Origin of the sequence: Shewanella corallii (assembly GCF_023349125.1) — a bacterium.
Taxonomy (GTDB): Bacteria; Pseudomonadota; Gammaproteobacteria; order Enterobacterales; family Shewanellaceae; genus Shewanella; species Shewanella corallii.
Genome location: NZ_JAKIKT010000004.1, coordinates 342,170 through 360,785 on the forward strand (window position 1 = coordinate 342,170; position 18,616 = coordinate 360,785).

At 47.4% G+C, this 18,616-nt stretch carries 15 protein-coding genes; 11 read left to right on the forward strand and 4 right to left on the reverse strand.

The genetic code is table 11. The features are described 5' to 3' along the window. Nucleotides 1–8: 8 nt before the first annotated feature. The 4 genes from aceE to ampD all read right to left on the reverse strand — a co-directional run bounded on the left by aceE (nt 9) and on the right by ampD (nt 5,431). Nucleotides 9–2,675: a pyruvate dehydrogenase (acetyl-transferring), homodimeric type gene (gene aceE / locus L2725_RS13020; RefSeq protein ID WP_249249361.1), complete on the reverse strand. Its 2,667-nt coding sequence runs from the start codon at nt 2,673–2,675 to the stop codon at nt 9–11. A 63-nt stretch (nt 2,676–2,738) separates the two neighbouring features. Next, entirely contained in the window at nt 2,739–3,491 is a 753-nt protein-coding gene (gene pdhR / locus L2725_RS13025) for a pyruvate dehydrogenase complex transcriptional repressor PdhR (RefSeq protein ID WP_248936392.1), read from the reverse strand. A gap of 509 nt (nt 3,492–4,000) precedes the next feature. After that, nucleotides 4,001–4,852: a beta-lactamase regulator AmpE gene (gene ampE / locus L2725_RS13030; protein WP_249249362.1), complete on the reverse strand. Its 852-nt coding sequence runs from the start codon at nt 4,850–4,852 to the stop codon at nt 4,001–4,003. A gap of 3 nt (nt 4,853–4,855) precedes the next feature. Then, nucleotides 4,856–5,431 carry a 1,6-anhydro-N-acetylmuramyl-L-alanine amidase AmpD gene (gene ampD, locus L2725_RS13035; RefSeq protein WP_249249380.1) on the reverse strand — a complete coding sequence of 192 codons (576 nt, stop codon included), beginning with the start codon at nt 5,429–5,431 and terminating at the stop codon, nt 4,856–4,858. A 206-nt stretch (nt 5,432–5,637) separates the two neighbouring features. Between ampD and nadC the strand changes: the two genes are divergently transcribed. From nadC to mutT, 11 genes are all read left to right on the forward strand, one after another. After that, entirely contained in the window at nt 5,638–6,498 is an 861-nt protein-coding gene (nadC, locus tag L2725_RS13040; RefSeq protein ID WP_249249363.1) for a carboxylating nicotinate-nucleotide diphosphorylase, read from the forward strand. A gap of 828 nt (nt 6,499–7,326) precedes the next feature. Next, nucleotides 7,327–7,776 (forward strand): pilin, encoded by a 450-nt coding sequence (locus tag L2725_RS13045; RefSeq protein ID WP_283164292.1) that lies wholly within the window; start codon nt 7,327–7,329, stop codon nt 7,774–7,776. Nucleotides 7,777–9,035: 1,259 nt separating this feature from the next. Then, nucleotides 9,036–9,464, forward strand: coding sequence for a pilin (locus L2725_RS13050; protein WP_249249364.1), 429 nt, complete (start codon nt 9,036–9,038; stop codon nt 9,462–9,464). Nucleotides 9,465–10,220: 756 nt separating this feature from the next. Continuing rightward, nucleotides 10,221–11,924 carry a type IV-A pilus assembly ATPase PilB gene (gene pilB, locus L2725_RS13055; protein ID WP_249249365.1) on the forward strand — a complete coding sequence of 568 codons (1,704 nt, stop codon included), beginning with the start codon at nt 10,221–10,223 and terminating at the stop codon, nt 11,922–11,924. A 36-nt stretch (nt 11,925–11,960) separates the two neighbouring features. Then, on the forward strand, nt 11,961–13,217 hold the full coding sequence (locus tag L2725_RS13060) for a type II secretion system F family protein (RefSeq protein ID WP_249249366.1): 1,257 nt from the start codon (nt 11,961–11,963) through the stop codon (nt 13,215–13,217). A gap of 48 nt (nt 13,218–13,265) precedes the next feature. After that, nucleotides 13,266–14,189, forward strand: a complete 924-nt coding sequence (locus L2725_RS13065; protein ID WP_249249367.1) for a prepilin peptidase — start codon at nt 13,266–13,268, stop codon at nt 14,187–14,189. Further along, nucleotides 14,179–16,119: an LTA synthase family protein gene (locus L2725_RS13070; RefSeq protein ID WP_249249368.1), complete on the forward strand. Its 1,941-nt coding sequence runs from the start codon at nt 14,179–14,181 to the stop codon at nt 16,117–16,119. The genes L2725_RS13065 and L2725_RS13070 overlap by 11 nt, the downstream gene beginning before the upstream one ends. Before the next feature lie 24 nt (nt 16,120–16,143). Then, nucleotides 16,144–16,755, forward strand: a complete 612-nt coding sequence (gene coaE / locus L2725_RS13075) for a dephospho-CoA kinase (RefSeq protein WP_249249369.1) — start codon at nt 16,144–16,146, stop codon at nt 16,753–16,755. Beyond that, nucleotides 16,748–17,482, forward strand: a complete 735-nt coding sequence (zapD, locus tag L2725_RS13080) for a cell division protein ZapD (RefSeq protein WP_115138977.1) — start codon at nt 16,748–16,750, stop codon at nt 17,480–17,482. The genes coaE and zapD overlap by 8 nt, the downstream gene beginning before the upstream one ends. Nucleotides 17,483–17,536: 54 nt before the next feature. Then, nucleotides 17,537–17,755, forward strand: a complete 219-nt coding sequence (gene yacG / locus L2725_RS13085; protein WP_249249370.1) for a DNA gyrase inhibitor YacG — start codon at nt 17,537–17,539, stop codon at nt 17,753–17,755. Further along, nucleotides 17,752–18,144, forward strand: a complete 393-nt coding sequence (mutT, locus tag L2725_RS13090) for an 8-oxo-dGTP diphosphatase MutT (RefSeq protein ID WP_249249371.1) — start codon at nt 17,752–17,754, stop codon at nt 18,142–18,144. Before yacG ends, mutT begins: the two co-directional genes overlap by 4 nt. Nucleotides 18,145–18,616 lie beyond the last annotated feature (472 nt).

The window sequence follows — 18,616 nt, forward strand, 5'->3', positions numbered from 1 at the left end:
TATGCCTCTTACGCGTACAGTGGGTTCATTTTCTGAGTGTCGATATCAAACTTGGCGATGGCTTCGGCCACTACACTCTTGTCGATATCACCACGCTTGGCCAGTTCGGTCAGCGCTGCTACTACTACGTAGCTGGCGTTAACTTCGAAGTGACGACGCAGGTTCTCACGGCTGTCACTGCGACCGAAACCATCGGTACCCAGCACGCGGAAAGACTGCGCAGGAACGAACGCACGTACTTGCTCTGCGTAGTTCTTAATGTAATCGGTTGCCACAATGGCTGGCTCGTTGCCCATCACCTTGGCGATGTATGGCACTTGCTCTTCACTCATTGGGTGCAGCATGTTGTGACGGTCACACGCCTGACCGTCACGGGCCAGTTCGTTGAATGAAGTCACGCTGTATACATCAGAGCTGATGCCGTAGTCGTCACTCAGGATCTGCGCCGCTTTACGCACTTCGTTCAAAATGGTACCTGAACCCATCAGCTGAACCTTGCCCTTGTCGCCACTCAGGCTTTCCAGCTTGTAGATACCCTTACGGATACCCTCTTCAGCACCGGCAGGCATGGCTGGCTGAGCATAGTTTTCGTTCATCAACGTCAGGTAGTAGAACACGTTCTCCTGATCTGCACCGTACATACGACGCATACCGTCCTGCAGAATCACAGCAACTTCGTAAGCGTATGTTGGGTCGTAAGAGATACAGTTAGGTACGGTGCCCGCCAGAATGTGGCTGTGGCCATCTTCGTGTTGCAGACCTTCACCGTTCAGAGTGGTACGACCCGCAGTCGCCCCCAGCAGGAAGCCGCGGGCTTGCTGGTCACCGGCCATCCACGCCATATCGCCAACACGCTGGAAGCCGAACATGGAGTAGTAGATGTAGAAGGGGATCATCGGCAGATCGTTGGTGCTGTATGAAGTCGCTGCAGCAACCCATGAAGACATGGCACCCAGTTCGTTGATCCCTTCTTGCAGGACCTGACCTGAAGTCGCTTCTTTATAGTAAGAAACGATATCGCGATCTTCAGGAGTATAGTTCTGACCATGTGGACAGTAGATACCAATCTGACGGAACAGACCTTCCATACCAAAGGTACGGGCTTCGTCCGCAATGATAGGCACAATGTTCTTGCCCACGCCTTTGTCTTTCAGCAACACGTTCAGTGCACGTACAAAGGCCATGGTGGTAGAGATCTCGCGCTTCTGTTCTTCCAGCAGCGGCTGGAATGCATCCAGTTCAGGCATCGCCAAATCTTCAGTAAACTTAGGCAGACGCTTAGGGGTATAGCCGTGCAGCGCCTGACGACGGGCGTGCAGGTAGTTGTACTCGGCACTGCCCTCTTCCAGCTTCAGGTATGGCAGTGACTTGATAGCTTCATCAGATACCAGATCCTGCAGGCCAAGACGATTGCGCAGGTGTTCAACATGGCTCATGTCCATCTTCTTCACCTGGTGAGCAATGTTCTTGCCTTCAGCAGCCTCACCCATGCCATAACCTTTAACGGTTTTGGCCAGAATAACAGTTGGTCGACCTTTATTGTCCTGTGCAGCTTTGAAAGCAGCGAACAGCTTGGATGGCTCATGACCACCACGCTTCAGGGCAAAAATCTCTTCGTCGGTCATGTCAGCAACCAGAGCAGCAGTCTCAGGGTACTTACCGAAGAAGTGTTCACGAACATAGGCACCGTTCTTGGACTTGTAGGTCTGATAGTCACCGTCAACGGTTTCATTCATCAGTTGCAGCAGCTTACCGGTCTTGTCTTTAGCCAGCAGCTTGTCCCAGCCACTACCCCAGACCACTTTAATAACGTTCCAGCCAGCACCTTTAAACAGGCCTTCCAGTTCCTGGATGATCTTACCGTTACCCATTACCGGGCCGTCCAGACGCTGCAGGTTACAGTTGATCAGGAAGCACAGGTTATCCAGCTTTTCGCGGGCAGCGAAAGAGATAGCACCACGGCTTTCCGGCTCATCCATTTCACCGTCACCCAGGAACGCATATACACGCTGGTTGCTGGTGTCTTTCATGCCACGGCCGTTCAGGTACTTAAGGAAACGTGCCTGGTAGATAGCAGAGATAGGACCCAGACCCATAGATACAGTCGGGAATTGCCAGAATTCAGGCATCAACTTGGGGTGTGGGTAAGAAGAGATACCTTTGCCATCCACTTCCTGACGGAAGTTATCCAGCTGCTCTTCGGTCAGACGACCTTCCACAAATGCGCGGGAGTAGATACCCGGAGCGATATGGCCCTGATAGTAAACCAGGTCGCCACCATCAACTTCGTTTGGCGCACGGAAGAAGTGGTTGAAACAGGTCTCATAGAAAGCTGCAGAAGACTGGTAAGAAGCCATGTGGCCACCCAGTTCAAGATCTTTCTTGGAAGCGCGCAATACTATCATGATGGCGTTCCAGCGAATGATAGAGCGAATACGACGCTCCAGATTCACATCACCTGGATAAGCTGGCTCCTGCGCCGCCGGAATAGTGTTGATGTAGTTGGTGGTAATACCGGTAGGCATATCCACACCATCAAGGCGAGCCTTATCCATTACCTGCTCAAGCAGATATTGGGCGCGCTCTACACCTTCTTCGCGAACGACGGATTCAAGAGCGGCCAGCCACTCCTGGGTTTCTGTTGGATCTAGGTCTTGTAGCAAATGTTCAGACATGAGACTGTCCTTACTTACACGTTTTAAGTGGAATTAACGGCTGCCGAACTGCTTCCCGGCGGTTTACACACCGCCCTTCATACGACGCAAACTACGCTGCAAACGACTGTCTTCTTCCCTGACAGTAAGCATCACTTCTTCGATGTAGCTAAGGTGCTCGTTTGACGCTTCGCGCGCGGCATGTGGGTCACGGCGAACAATCGCAGCCAGCAGGCCCCGACGATGTTCGTTGGCGATTGTGGAGGCTTCCTGGCGACGGCTCAGAAGCTCCAGGTTCTGTGCAATGTTCTTTTCAAGCACAGTGGATAAACTCAGTACCAGATGCAACATGGCCACATTGTGAGACGCTTCAGCAATAGCGCGGTAAAAACGCACAATAGCGGCTGCCTGCTCTTCAATGCCCTTGGCCGCTTCCACTTCAAGGATCATACGCTTGATATTCTGCATATCAGCGTCTGTTCCGCGCAGGGCGGCAAAGTAGGCCATCATGCCTTCAGTGGCGTGACGAAACTCAAGAAGGTCGTACTGACTTTCTGAGTCGTTGTGCATAAGTTCTACTACTGGATCGGCAAGACTTTGCCAGAGCTGTTCCTTAACATAGGTACCACCACCCTGGCGACGTGTTAACAAACCTTTAGCTTCCAGCTTCTGAATAGCTTCACGCAGAGACGGACGGGAGACCTCGAATTGAATGGCTAACTCACGCTCAGGCAAGAGTTTTTGCCCTGGCTGTAAGCTGCCTTCAAGTATCATCCGCTCAAGCTGCTGCATGATCACATCTGAAAGCTTTGGTTGGTTAATTTTGCTATAAGCCATCTGGCCCTCAGCTCCTTTGTCAATTGGTCTTACCAATTTATATGAGTGGACGCACTTTATCAAATCACACTTTTTCTGTCCATAGCGTGACACTGGTCAAACCAAGCAGCAGATTGTGAACAACAGCAAGCATTAAACTGGACAGATCAGACTATTCAACAAAATCATGACCTGAATCAATGCTTGCGCACTTTTCAGGCGAAAACAGTTAAACATCGCCCATATAACGGCTAAACCCGATATGAACTCCTGCTAATCACTTCCAAACAGCGAAAAAGTTAAACAGAAGGTTACTCAAGTGTAAGCAGTTTAATCCCGAATGCTACAGCCAGAAAGGTTTGTTTTTGCCCCGCTCGACTGCTGCTTTTTTAAACAGCACCGCGAGCATAAAAAGAGAGAAGAACAACAGAAAAGCGAAAGGAAAAATTGGCGGGCAACAACAGTAAACAGATCTCCCGGATACACGGGAAGAAACAGCGCCAGGGCGCCTACGCAGGCGCCCTGTTATATTAGCTGACCACACCAAATATGGTCAGCAGGGATAGTACACAAACCAACAGGATAAAATTGCGCTTGCTCAGAGCCAACATAGCAATGGTCGGCTGCAGACTTATTCCCTCTTCCTTGTCACAAGCCTGGGGCTCCGCCGCAACAGCAGTTTGCACTATGATATCCCTCGCCTGAGTACCTGGGCTCAGGGCCAGCTTGCGCCAGGCATCAATGGATTTACTGAACTCACCACACAGCACATAACCAAAGGCAAACAGGCGGGATGGAATCCAGTCCAGCAAAAACAGGAGCTCGTCGACCAAGGGCAGTTCCAGCTTACGTTTCAGCTTCTCCTCACTGTAAAAACGCACGGTACAATAGAGTACGGCACCTATGGGGCCAGCAAGAATGAAGTAAAGCGCAACCGCACCGTAATATCTGTAGTTGGTCCATGCTACGCTCTGCCCTACCCGGGCAGCCAGCTGACATTGGTCCACCGCGTCCAGACACTCGCTGCAATCCAGCTCCTGAGCATAATGAAAACAAGCCTGTACATCACCCCGGCAAGCGGCCTGTACATATCGTTTAAATGCATCCCGTTGGGCTTTATGGGTAAAGCAAAGCACTGCCACTGCAACCCAGAGCGCCAAAGTCAGGGCGCCCCAGAACAGACCTGCCACCGCCCAGCTGACCACATACAATGCCAATGCTGGCAATACCAGAGCCAATGCCATCATACCGGCACTGCTGACCTGCTCATCCCGGAATAACTGCTTGTGGTAAATAGCCAGCAAATGATCAAACTGCAGGCTGGCGGGCAAAACCTTTAGTCGCTCCACCAAAATCGCCATCAATAATGAAAATAAAGCCATAGGTTATTTTTCCTCAGTTACTTCCCCTGACAACAGCTCGCTGACACCGGCTTTGAACCTTGCCCAGTCAAAACAGGGACCCGGGTCTGTCTTGCGTCCCGGCGCGATATCACTGTGTCCTGTGATCCGTTCAAGAGTGATTCCGGGGTAGTCCCGCATTAAGCTAAAGCTTAGTCGTATCAATCTGTCATACTGCTCATCAGTAAAAGGCAGGGTATCAGTACCTTCCAACTCAATGCCCACGGCAAAGTCATTACAGTTTTCCCGGCCGTCAAAACTGGAAATCCCGGCATGCCAGGCCCGCTCGTCACAACTGACATACTGCACCAGCTCACCATCCCTGCGGATCAGGAAATGAGCTGACACCTCCACCCCCTGTAAGTCAGCAAAACTGTCATGTGCATGGCATTCAAGACAACCGGCAAACAGGTCGTCTATATAAGGTGTCCCAAATTGACCAGCAGGCAGACTGATATTATGGATCACCAGCAGACTGACTTCGCCCAAAGGCCTGCTGTTTTTATGGGGAGATGGTCGCTGCATGGCATCGGCGTACCACCCCCGCACTTCCCTTTTCATCGGCACTACGCGCCTCTGCGTCTGGAATGTATAAATTAATTCAATACTCTACCAGTTTTATGACAGTGACAATAGCAGCACGACTCTGACATTAAACCTGCCGAAAACCCGCGACTACAGAGCACACAGCCAACTGTCCACAGACGCAAATTATGCTAATCTTGGGCCGCTTCCCCTCCTTTATAGCCGTTTGTAAGGACAGCCAGATGCTAGAAAATGATATCCGCCTGAGCGTTAAAGCCGCACTGGAAGAAGATTTGGGTCAACAGGATGCCATCAGTGGTGATATTACAGCTCAACTGATCCCTGTTGATAAATATGCTGAAGCCACACTGATTACCCGCGAAGAAGGGGTATTCTGCGGCAAGGCATGGGCCGAGCAGGTATTCAATCAATTAGGTGGCCAGGTTGCCCTGCACTGGCATGTTGATGATGGCGATCTGGTGGTACCCAATCAGGTACTGTGTGAACTGTCCGGCCCCGCCCGCTCAATTCTCACCGGTGAGCGCACTGCCATGAACTTTATTCAAACCCTGTCTGGTGTTGCCACGCTGAGCAAACGCTATGTGGATAAACTGGCTGGCACTCATACCAATCTGCTGGATACCCGCAAGACGATTCCCGGCCTGCGCACCGCACAAAAGTATGCAGTGACCTGCGGCGGCGGTAAAAATCACAGAATCGGCCTGTTTGATGCGTTCCTTATCAAAGAGAACCACATTATGGCCTGCGGCAGCATTGAGGCTGCAGTTTCCACCGCCCGCAAACTGCACAGTGACAAGCCTGTGGAGGTAGAAGTTGAATCTCTGACTGAGCTGCAACAGGCACTGGATGCAGGCGCTGACATCATCATGCTGGATAACTTTGATGTCACCATGATGCACGACGCAGTCAGCATCAATAATGACTACAAAGCCAATGGCGCCGGTGCCAAACTGGAAGTATCAGGTAATGTCACTCTAGACACTATCCGCAGCTACGCCGAAACCGGCGTTGACTATATTTCTGTCGGCGCACTGACCAAGCATGTCAGAGCGCTGGATTTGTCACTGCGACTAAAGCACTGAGTTGAACACTAGCCCTTAATCAACTGCTGAATAAAGTGCGTACTAGCCCCGACTTGCTCGGGGCTTTTTATATTCAATGTTTATAACGACGCACCAACATAGCGATATGCGCTACCAAAATAGAATAGGGTGGTACATTCATCCAAGAATCAAAAACAACTTAAAATTATAAAACCCACTATCACTTAAATATATGAAGGTGAATCAAGCCAATGAATAGAGTGGAGACCAAGAACATTATAAATACGTCTACAAAGACCTTAAATACCCACACTTAAAACCAAAAGGCCAAACCACCTCAATATTTAAGACTACAAAAATATAAAACACCAGTCCATTTGACAACACCAATAAACAAGTCAAAATACCGACATTTCAATAAGTTCCGTAACAGCTGTATCAAAAGTCAAAAAGTTGTCCCCGATCAATCTGCTAAAAAATATTTATCAGCAGCTTTTCATCCAACTTTTTGGCACTTTATTAATATAAGTCATTCCATTTGGAGTTACTTTGTATTAACGTTTTAGCCGGATTGTTTGATGTCATACCAGTGACACTCAACTCTTCCTATAACAAAACTGGGTATTTTGCATGATTACGGGTTAGTGAATTATTCGGTGACTTTCCCGGCCCACCTTATTCGTAATCAGCACAATAAATACACAAAAAAGCAATTATTTTTCGGGCCTGCAAATGAAATGGTGCTGCGGCTACCAAATTCAATGAGCAGTCAAACTTGCCATTTGGAGCACTTCGCCCGGCAGGTGTTATCTCATTCCAGCAATGTAATACACCTCTGGTGACTCCCGGCAGACAATGGAGAAGACGATGAAAGGTATCAACTCAATGAAGAAAAACGCCCAGGGCTTTACCCTGATCGAACTGATGATCGTAGTGGCAATCATCGGTATTTTGGCCGCAATCGCGCTGCCTGCTTATCAGAACTACACTAAGAAGGCTAAATTTGCGGAAGTAGTCACTGCAGTAGGTGCTGCAAGACAGGCTGTCGAGCTGTGTTTCCAAACTGAAGGTGCACTAGCTAACTGTGATGCAGGTTACCGTGGCATTCCCGAGGAGGTAACAACAGGCAAATACGATCAACTTGACACAATGACTATCACTAATGGTGTTATTACCGCCGCAGGTACAGCCGCTGTTGACAGTGCAAACTATATCGTGACTCCTACTTTAGCCTCGGGCGCAACCACATTGACTTGGACTGCCACATCCACAACTGCTACTAGCTGTTTATCAGAGGGTTGGTGTCCAGAAACCTAACTCTATTCGTTAAATAGTCCAAGACTCAAAATCCGCTCATCACGAGCGGTTTTTTTGTTTTGTGATGTTTTATTTTGTCGTTGTCCCGCCTAGGGAGCTCGTTTATACGCTCGGACCTCTATGGAATAATACGCTTAGTGGTCAGCTAATTCCGGACAGTAAGTTAAGGCGATTCTAAGCATGAACAGGAAACGCCAACATTAGATTGATGGACTGGTTACTCGAACACCCATTTTCGATTGTTCACTCTCCAAACGTCAACTAAGTTCAAATAAGTGCCGTTACAATGAAGAGAACAAGATGCGTAAAGTCAGAAAAATGCCGGGAGCTTGGGTGATACGTCCTTTTATCACTGCATCTCTCGGTTTGTGAGAAGAGCATCTTTGTACGAGAAAGACCCTGGCACCATCACATCTCATATGTGCACAGACGGAATTGGATTCAAACACCTATTATTTATCTTAAAAACAACTAACCACGAAGCGCCCGCTTCGTGAGCTTCACAGAGAACATGGTGCATATGACAAAGTCATGCGGTCATGAGCGAGAACCAAGGAAGGTGGACCGGCTAAAATCCAAGGATGGGCTTGAAAGAGCAAAAATGAATGCAGGCTTCTTCGTCCACTTTGTGCCCTTCATAGCTAAGCCCTTTATTGCCTTTCGCTCCCCTCTAACCAGACAGGCATCTGAACCACCAACAAAACCAAACGTGCAATAACTAACCGCAAACAACTTAAACTGCAGTTCATAACGTCACCAAATAAACACCTCACAAACTGTAAGCGCTTCCAAATCAAGTTTTTGGCGTCAAAAAGTTATCACCGAGCAATTAATCGCCAATTACCAGTCGTACATGCTGAACTTGACACACCATAGCGAGCAAATATCAGGTTTTTCTGCAGCATGGAGCACTTTTACTGTTCAAATATGCCATAGTTTGTACTAGTGTTAACGTCATGTTCAGTTTGTTGTCATATTGAGCATGCAAGGCTGCCCTTGGCACGCCAACAGCCGGAACTTCGGCGACTGCCATGGAAAAGGCAACAAAATACCAATAACAGGGATGCAGGGACACACAGCTTTTGCAGTAGCTAAGCCGTGACTTTCAGGGATTATCCAGGGCTGGAGCAAGCACCATATAAGTTTGCCAAGCCAGTTGTTCATCGGGTGAACAGCGCGACTAACTAAAACTTGATTACCGCCTGACAAAGCCAACACAAGGGCAGTCATAGAAGGCACAAGAGAACATGGAGATAGCAATGAAAGGCATAAATAATAAAGCTCAGGGTTTTACTCTGATCGAGCTGATGATCGTAGTGGCAATTATCGGCATCCTGGCAGCCATCGCACTGCCTGCATATCAGGACTACACGGTTAAGTCACAAGCAGCGTCAGCTCTGGCTGAGATATCTGCAGGTAAAATTGGGTTCGAGCAGGCGATCAATGAAGGCGATACACCTTCAACTACTAATACTGCTGACGGCTTCATTGGTGTAGTAGCCTCTACCAATTACTGCAATGTGACTCTCGCAACTTCAGCACCTTATTCTATTACCTGCACAGCGACAGGCGGTAATGCAGATAAGTTTAATGGCAATACCATTGTTTTGACCCGAACATCCGGGGGTGTATGGAGTTGCTCGACCACGGGCTTCGAAAGCAAGTTCAAGCCAGGAAAGTGTACCTAACTTATTTAATGCACTCAGGACCTTCTACACTTCCTAAATCAGGTGACGTGTAAGGTGTAAAAATAATCAAAGCACTAGTGTCATTAGGCACTGGTGCTTTGTAAAAAGAGACACCTACCTGAAATTTAATGTCTTTTATACGCTCCTAACCTTCCACATTACCCTCTGAAATCGCCTACTGTAAGGGTTTATATCCATCTCTCCCCTAAACCCTTCTATGAACTTCAGTTGAACATAAACTTATAGCCACCAAGAGCCTAAGACTATGTTAAGTCACTATACAGGAGTGAGCTCCAAGGTAGACATGTTGTAAACTTCAGCCAATAAATACCTGATAGATGTCCACTTAATTGCTCTGCACAAATGCTCCTCCGTCATCACTAAACCTCACATTAGTGAAAATTCGAGTGACTTAGAAAATTTACCGAAATTAATAAGATTTAAATGGCACTCGAGTCCACTTTCTGGTTCAAATCAGGCACTCTTTGTACTAATGTTATAAGGTTATGGACACCGTTATAACCATGAGCACAGTATCAATATTTATAGAACGAATTTTCAGAGACGCAGGAATCATTAACGAACATCCTGACACTGGTAGTAAATCCATTACTGGCTCGAAATAGTTTTTTCGCAGGCCTCGCGTCATGGACGCCGGTTTTAGCCTACAAATAACAGATCAAGCACTTAAGATTTGACTCGAGTTGAAAAGGCATAGCTTAAATTTCAACCAACGTTTCCAAAGAAGGAATTTGAATGCCAACAACAGGATTGCACTTGGGGCTTTCAACACTGTTTGTCCGCAAAGGCATGCTCAGCGAAGAGCAGCTTGGTGCAGCTGTATCAAAAGCACGCCAGCGTCGTCAGGCCTTGGTGTCAGTAATTGTTCAGGAAAACCTCATCTCTGCGCGTGCTGTGGCAGAACTCTGTTATCAGGAGTATGGTACTCCTCTGCTCGATCTGGACGAGTTCGACGTCAAAGCTATTCCGGAAGAGTTCCTCAATAAAAAACTGATTGAAAAACACCGCTGTTTGCCGCTGTTCAAACGTGGCAACCGACTTTATATCGGTACATCTGATCCCACCAATATCTCAGCTCTTGAAGACTTTCAGTTCAGCGCAGGTCTGCATGCTGAAGCCATATTGGTAGAAGAAGATAAGCTGGCCAAAGCCCTCGAAGCTGTGCTCGAAGACGATCTCAGCGCACTCGATATGTCTGGCCTGGATGAGTCGGCACTGGCTGATATGGAGGTGCAGGACAGCGAGCGAAAAGACGATGATAAAGAAGAGGGTGACGAAGCCCCAATTGTTCTTTACATCAACAAGATTCTAACTGATGCCATTCGGAAAGGTGCATCAGACTTACACTTTGAGCCCTACGAAAAGCGATACCGTGTACGTTTTCGTATTGATGGCATTCTGCACGAGGTTTCTGAGCCTCCGGTTAACCTGGCTGGGCGTTTGGCAGCGCGTCTGAAGGTCATGTCCAAGTTGGATATTGCCGAGCGCAGGGTCCCCCAGGATGGCCGTATCAAAATGAAGCTATCCCGAACTAAAAGCATAGATTTTCGTGTCAGTACCCTGCCCACCATCTGGGGCGAAAAAATCGTAATGCGTATTCTCGACTCCTCCTCGGCGCAATTGGGGATTGAAAAGCTAGGGTATGAGCCGGAACAAAAAGAGGCTTATCTGGAAATGCTGGCCAAGCCTCAAGGCATGATACTGGTAACCGGCCCAACCGGTTCGGGTAAGACAGTATCCCTCTATACCGGGTTGAATATCCTTAATACCGAAGAGCGCAATATCAGCACCGCAGAAGACCCGGTTGAAATTAACCTTGAAGGGATCAATCAGGTCCATATCAATATAAAGGCGGGTCTGACTTTTGCTTCAGCCCTGAGATCATTCCTGCGTCAGGATCCTGATGTTGTCATGGTGGGTGAGATCCGGGATCTCGAAACCGCAGAAATCGCTATTAAAGCTGCTCAAACCGGTCACTTGGTGCTCTCTACCCTTCACACTAACTCAGCAGCCGAAACCCTGACCCGTCTTGTCAATATGGGCGTTCCTGGATACAACATCGCCAGCTCGGTCAATTTGATTATCGCTCAGCGTCTGGCGCGACGCCTTTGTGCCGACTGTAAAGAGCCGGAAGAAGTGCCTGAGCACGAGCTGAGAAACCTTGGTTTTACCGATGCGCAAATCGCTGAAGGTTTCACAGTGTACAAGCCGGTTGGCTGCGACAATTGTGCAGGTGGCTATAAAGGCAGGGTGGGTATTTACGAAGTGATGAAAATGAGTGATGAGATTGCCCGTATCATTATGGAAGGCGGCAACTCCCTACAGATGGCTGATATGGCTAAATCACAGGGAATGAAAGATCTGCGCCAGTCAGGGTTGCTTAAAGTGATCCAGGGTATCACCAGCATTACAGAAGTTAACCGGGTCACCAGCATCTAATCAGGTTGACGCATTCGAGAAACAGGGAAAGTCATTATGGCAACTGCGGTAAAGTCAAAAAGCCGGAGAAAGAACCAGAATAATCAGCCAACTGTTCACACCTATGAGTGGAAGGGCTATAACAAAGATGGCGGAAAAACCTCAGGTGAGTTCCGTGGAGCCTCCATTGTTGAAGTCCGCAGCCAACTAAAGTTGCAGGGAATCATCCCGAAAACCGTTCGTAAAAAGAGCCCCCCACTATTTAAATCAGAAAAGAAAATCAGTGCCATGGATATCGCCATGGTCACCCGTCAAATCGCCACCATGTTGGCAGCAGGTGTTCCGCTCGTGACGACTATTGAGCTGTTGGGCAAGGGGCATGAGAAAGTCAAAATGAGGGAACTGTTGGGGACTATAGTTTCTGAAGTTCAATCAGGGGTCCCGTTGTCTGATGCATTAAGGCCTCACAGACAGTATTTTGATGATCTCTACGTCGATCTGGTAGCTGCAGGTGAGCACTCTGGTGCTCTGGATCAGGTATTCGACAGAATCGCCACATATAAGGAGAAGGCTGAGGCACTCAAGTCCAAAATTAAAAAAGCCATGTTCTACCCGGCAGCAGTTGTAGTTGTCGCTGTTGGCGTAACGGCATTGCTGCTACTGATGGTAGTGCCTCAATTTGAGGAGATTTTCAAAGGTTTTGGCGCTGAGCTCCCTGCATTTACCCAATTGATTATTGGCATATCGAAGTGGTTACAAGCATGGTGGTACATAATATTTGGTGGAATGGCAATTGGAGGCTTTCTATTTGTTCGCGCACACCGAAATTCGCAAATGGTCAGGGATAGAGTCGATGAGATAGTGCTGAAAATCCCTGCTATCGGAGATATTCTCCATAAGGGCGCCATGGCACGCTTTGCTCGTACTCTTGCAACAACCTTTGCAGCTGGTGTACCTCTGATAGAAGGCCTTGAAAGCGCCGCCGGCGCGTCAGGCAATGCGGTATACCGCAAAGCCCTGTTAAAGATAAGGCAGGATGTGATGGCGGGTATGCAGATGAACGTTGCGATGCGATCTGCCAGGTTATTCCCTGACATGCTTATTCAAATGGTGATGATTGGTGAAGAATCTGGCTCACTGGATAACATGCTCAACAAAGTCGCCAATATTTATGAGATGCAGGTAGACGACGCAGTTGACGGCCTCTCCAGTCTGATTGAACCCATTATGATGGTCGTCATCGGTACTTTGGTGGGCGGTCTTATTGTCGGCATGTATTTGCCAATCTTCCAGATGGGTAATGTGGTAGGCTAACAGGCTGCTTAGATACAGCACTGTCATCATAAAAATAACGGTTCTCCAATGTCAGAATTTCTTCAATTAATGAGCCAGTATCCCTGGCTCTTTATTACTTTGAGTTTTATTTTTGCCGCCACTATAGGTAGCTTTCTCAACGTTGTCATCCACAGAATGCCAGTGATGATGAAACGGGAGTGGCAACAGGAGTGCAATGCCTACCTGGAGGAGTACCACGCTTCCACACTGGATAAATCGTTGCTAAAAAAATTGGCTGCTCCCATCGACAACTACCCCGAGCGCTACAACTTGCTGGTTCCGGGCTCGGCTTGCCCCAAGTGTGGCGGTAAAATTAAACCCTGGCAGAATATTCCCATGCTGGGCTGGATAATGCTTAAAGGCCAATGCGCTAAATGCAAAGCTGCAATTTCAGCGCGCTACCCTGTTGTCGAAGCTTTCACGGGTTTGCTTGTTGCCATCCTCGCCTGGCATTTTGGCCCCAACATCCAATTTGCCCTAGCCACTCTGCTGACCTTTATCCTGATCGCGCTGACTTTTATCGATCTGGATGAAATGCTGCTACCGGACCAACTAACGCTGCCACTGGTCTGGTTGGGCTTATTGGTAAACCTGTCGGGAACCTTTACTGACCTGCAAAGCGCCATCATAGGTGCTGTGACGGGTTACTTGTCACTCTGGTCTGTATTCTGGCTGTTCAAGCTACTGACAGGTAAAGAAGGTATGGGCTATGGCGACTTCAAGCTAATGGCTGTCGCAGGAGCTTGGTTAGGGTGGCAATATCTACCTTTAGTTATCCTCCTGTCATCTATACTTGGAGCTGTTGTAGGTATTGTTTTGTTGATTAAGAAACAGCAATCCGGGTCTTTACAGATTCCATTTGGCCCCTATATTGCTGCGGCATTATACGTGGCTCTATTGTCAGGCGATAATATTATTGCTGCTTATTGGGGGTATGTGTATGGGAGATAGACTTTGGCTTTATATAGCCGTTTGTCTCTCTCTAACTCCATTTTTGCTGCTGGAGTTACTGGACCTTCCCGCAGGCCCCGTCGCCTTAGTCGATACTTCGATTACGGTATCCTCCCTTCTGCTGGTTTCTTCAGTATCTCTGCTTATATCGAAACGGGTGTTTGTTTTAGTCTCAACAATTGCCATAGCTATTGTTTTTGTTAGTTTCAAGTCAGCAAAGGAATATTACAATTTTTATGGGGTATACCCAGTTTATGAACTGGTATACATGTTGGATGAGTTTATGATTGCCTATCAACACTTTATCGAGCCTAAAGTGTTACTGGGCATCACTCTGTTATTGCTCATGCTCACCGTACTGATTTTTCGTTCTCGCAGCTTACAAGCATCTATCGCTGTTAAAACTACGTTACCTATCGTCCTGGTTTCTTTATTTAGCCTTTTAGGTTCTTACATTACTTACGACAACATCCGATTCGGAGTATCTGATGTTTCAAGCCATATCGCCTTTAGTCCACAAAATGAATCTCCATTAAACACCCTTATCCGCAGTGCACCTTTGTTCTCAGATACCGAAGAGAACCAACGACTAGTCAATGAGGAAGTCATTCTTTCCACTGCGGCAAAGCAAATAGAAACACGAGAAATTAGAACTTTGCCCGAATGGCTCCAACCCAAAAATTATCAACAACTCCTGGGACTCTATGAAGGCTATACAACTAATATCAATCCGGCTTACCCACTATACTCTCGCCCCTCTTCAACTGATGACTCAAACACAGCCTTACAACATAAGCCTAATGTAATTTTAATCGTCTTGGAAAGCGTTCGTACCCTTGAAATTAGCCAGAAGCCTGCAATCTCAGTTACACAGAACCTCGATCAGATTGCCAGCCAAAGTGTTTCTGTAGATGACTTCTACGCGACAAACGTAACAACAGTCAAATCGGAAGTGGCCATGTTATGTGGCGTACCGGAAATGACAGCTCAAATGCCTTACTCCGTTAAAAGCGGGAGCTTTCAGGGTGATTGTTTACCCAAGATCTTAGCTAACAATGGTTATCAAACACTTTGGTTCCATGGTAATACAGATACCTTCTTCAATAGATCAAAATTCCATCCTAGTCTAGGCTTTCAAACCATGTTTTCGAAAGAGGATTTTCTCGAAGAAGGATATAACGAAAATGAAGATATAGGCTGGGGAGTCAATGACTTTAAGCTATTTGACCGAGCATTAGCTCAGCTAGAGTCTATCAATGAACCGTTTTTTGCAGAGCTGCTCACAGTAACGAATCATCATCCTTTTAACTGGAATTACGGCTTATCCTTTCCAGAGGGACTACCTGAATCAGATGACATTTACGGAAACTATCTGAGAGGGATCTACTATACAGATCAGGCTTTAGGACACTTTTTCCGTAAATTTCAGAAAAGCAAACTACATAACAATACAATTTTAATCATTACAGGAGACCATGGAGTTCCATACTACCCAGAGCGCATTGCTTCTATCAGTCAACGAGAACACCACTACCGTTTTCAGGTGCCACTCTTAATCTATGGTAAAAATGTTCCCTCTTTTAAAATAACGTCTCAATCAAGCCATTTGGATATAGCTCCAACAATTATGTCCATGGTTGGCGTGAGCCATCCAAATCAATTCATGGGTCGACCACTTTTGCCCTTATCAACAGAGCGGTCCTTAACTCCCATTTTTACAGTCTCTCATCATGGGTATGACTTTGTTTACGGCGATCAGGGTTGTTTTACAAAAGCAGAAATCTGTAGGGAACAATATGGCCAGTGCTTCCAATCTGATGACATGTATTGCAGTTTCAAAGATAATATGAAGCACTTAGCTGAAGAGCAAAAGGCTTTGTTTGAATATCTCAGCCTGGCCCAGCGAGTCGGATACCCATCTCCTGAATGAAATGTACCAGTTGGATAACGAGCAATGCACATAGTTGGGCTAACGGGGGGAATAGGCAGTGGCAAGACTACGGTTGCCAATTTGTTTGCAAAGCAAGGTATTGTCTTAGTAGATGCCGATATCATAGCCAGAGAGGTCGTAGAACCTGACTCAGAAGGACTTTCGGCCATTATTGCCCGTCATGGACACGACATATTGTTACAGGATTCCAGCCTGGACCGCAGGAAATTAAGGGAGCTTGTCTTTAATCATCCCTCTGAAAGAGAGTGGTTGAACGCCCTGCTACATCCTCTTATCCGGCAGGAAATGCTTAAACAGCTCAAACAGGCGACCTCCCCCTACGTGATTCTTGTTGTCCCCTTGCTATTTGAAAATGGGTTAGATAGTTTAGTTAACCAGACCGTTTTGGTGGATATTCCATCAGCACTGCAAATAACAAGGACATCACAACGGGATGATGTTGGCGAAGCTCAGGTACAGAGCATCATCAACAGTCAAATGAGCAGGGAAGACAAACTCGCAAGAGCCGACTACGTGATCGATAATCAGGGAGACTTGGTGCAATTAGAGCATCAGGTCATGCAGTTGCATAAACAATTCTTAGAACAAGCAAAACTGAGCCCCGATAATGACTGACTTAACATACGAACAGCCGCTTAATGAGAAAATACGTAGCTATTTGCGGCTGGAGTATTTAAGTGAGCAACTCACTCAAAACCTTACCCACGACTATCAGCACCAATGCTTTTATCCCCTTTTTTCTCTCTGCGAACTGAATGAGAGATGTGACTACCGCAGTGATGTCATTAAGGATATCGATAAACAGTTGCACCTGCTGAGTGCGTGGCGTTCGTCACCTCAGGCTAACGCCCAACAAATCGATGAACTGATTGCGTCCATGATGGGTATGAGAGAGTCGCTACAGACACCCGGCAGGCTCGGTAGTGAACTAAAACAGGACAGATTTTTGCAGGCGTTGAGGCAGAGGTTCAACATGCCTGGCGCCTGCTGTAATTTTGACTTACCTCAGCTTCACTTCTGGCTCGGTCAGCCTTTTGAGCAAAGATGTCATGACTATGAGCAATGGATAGCGTCATTTAAACCTTTGCTCCATACAGTCAGCCAACTGCTTAAGCTCACCAGAGACACTGCTGAGTTTAGTTCTGTAACAGCTAACGCCGGCTTTTACCAAGGGGTCAGCGATGTTCCTCTTAGCCTTATCAGGGTGAAAGTGGATACAGCTCAGGGTTGCTATCCTACAATAAGCGGCCACCGAAACCGCTACGCTATTCACTTCGTCGACTTTGAAACCCAAAAGCATACAGATAAGAGTATCGATTTCCAGCTGTCTGCTTGCCGCTGATACCAAGCCTTAAATCAGTTACAATCGTTCCGAGTTAAGCAATCCGGAGAAACCATGCCATTAACGGTTAAATGTCCAACCTGCCAGAGTGAGGTAGAGTGGAAAAGTGACAATAAATTCCGCCCTTTTTGCAGTGAGCGCTGCAAGTTGATTGATTTAGGCGAATGGGCTAGTGAGAGCTATGCCATTCCCGTTAAAGGCGAATTTGATCTCGATGAACTGGATAGCATTGGCTACGACGATCCGGATTTCTTCAAGGAAGATGACAAGTGACCAAACGAGTACATGTTGCTGTTGGTGTTATCATTGATGACCTACAGAGGGTTTTATTGGCTAAGCGTCCAGACCATTTACACCAAGGCGGTAAATGGGAGTTTCCCGGCGGTAAAGTGGAGCCAGGAGAAACGGTTACACAAGCACTATACCGTGAATTAAAAGAAGAAGTGGCCCTGAATGTAGAGTCCACCTCCCCTTTTATGGAGCTCAGCTTCGATTATCCCGACAAACAAGTCCTGCTGGATATCCACACTGTTACCTCTTTCACGGGCGAAGCCAGAGGCCTGGAAGGCCAACTGGTTAAGTGGGTCGAAAAGGACAAACTCAGGCAATTCGAGTTCCCCGAAGCCAACAAGGTTATTCTCGATAAACTACTCAGCGAATAACAGTATCAGCTTTGAAAGCCCGCATAACGCGGGCTTTTTCATGCTCTCAGCTCATTCCAACCATGTGCCGTTAGTACATCATAGAGCTGCAAGGTCCAAGGATAGAGCGAATGTAGAAAATACATGATGCCATCACTGTGGCGTAAGCATAGAGATTGCTTGGAACATCTCTCAACTTCGCATCGGGGGTAGGTGCTTGGCAATGGCCAGCTATCTATGCCTTTCTCTCACATGGGGGTTAAGTAAGTCCGCTTTGGAAGCGAAGCTTTCAGGACTTGATTAACGCGGAGCGAAGTATGAGCGTAGCCGGGAGCCCGCTCAGCGCGGGCTGACATCGGGGGTCGGTCTTTTCAGCTTTCTTATACCATTCCGCATTAAAGTTCAGTCACCTTTGCCCAGTCTCTGGCGCACATCTTTATCACTCGGTTTGTACTGCTGATGAAGTTGTTCCAAGCCTGACTGCAAGCATCCA

Bases quoted from the DNA above. Each gene is read 5' to 3' on its own strand.
- L2725_RS13045 (WP_283164292.1), top strand. From the start codon at position 7,327: ATGAAAGGTATCAACTCAATGAAGAAAAACGCCCAGGGCTTTACCCTG.
- L2725_RS13070 (WP_249249368.1), top strand. From the start codon at position 14,179: ATGGGAGATAGACTTTGGCTTTATATAGCCGTTTGTCTCTCTCTAACT.
- ampE (WP_249249362.1), bottom strand. From the start codon at position 4,852: ATGGCTTTATTTTCATTATTGATGGCGATTTTGGTGGAGCGACTAAAG.
- L2725_RS13060 (WP_249249366.1), top strand. From the start codon at position 11,961: ATGGCAACTGCGGTAAAGTCAAAAAGCCGGAGAAAGAACCAGAATAAT.
- nadC (WP_249249363.1), top strand. From the start codon at position 5,638: ATGCTAGAAAATGATATCCGCCTGAGCGTTAAAGCCGCACTGGAAGAA.
- pdhR (WP_248936392.1), bottom strand. From the start codon at position 3,491: ATGGCTTATAGCAAAATTAACCAACCAAAGCTTTCAGATGTGATCATG.
- L2725_RS13050 (WP_249249364.1), top strand. From the start codon at position 9,036: ATGAAAGGCATAAATAATAAAGCTCAGGGTTTTACTCTGATCGAGCTG.
- pilB (WP_249249365.1), top strand. From the start codon at position 10,221: ATGCCAACAACAGGATTGCACTTGGGGCTTTCAACACTGTTTGTCCGC.
- aceE (WP_249249361.1), bottom strand. From the start codon at position 2,675: ATGTCTGAACATTTGCTACAAGACCTAGATCCAACAGAAACCCAGGAG.
- coaE (WP_249249369.1), top strand. From the start codon at position 16,144: ATGCACATAGTTGGGCTAACGGGGGGAATAGGCAGTGGCAAGACTACG.
- L2725_RS13065 (WP_249249367.1), top strand. From the start codon at position 13,266: ATGTCAGAATTTCTTCAATTAATGAGCCAGTATCCCTGGCTCTTTATT.
- zapD (WP_115138977.1), top strand. From the start codon at position 16,748: ATGACTGACTTAACATACGAACAGCCGCTTAATGAGAAAATACGTAGC.
- yacG (WP_249249370.1), top strand. From the start codon at position 17,537: ATGCCATTAACGGTTAAATGTCCAACCTGCCAGAGTGAGGTAGAGTGG.
- ampD (WP_249249380.1), bottom strand. From the start codon at position 5,431: ATGAAAAGGGAAGTGCGGGGGTGGTACGCCGATGCCATGCAGCGACCA.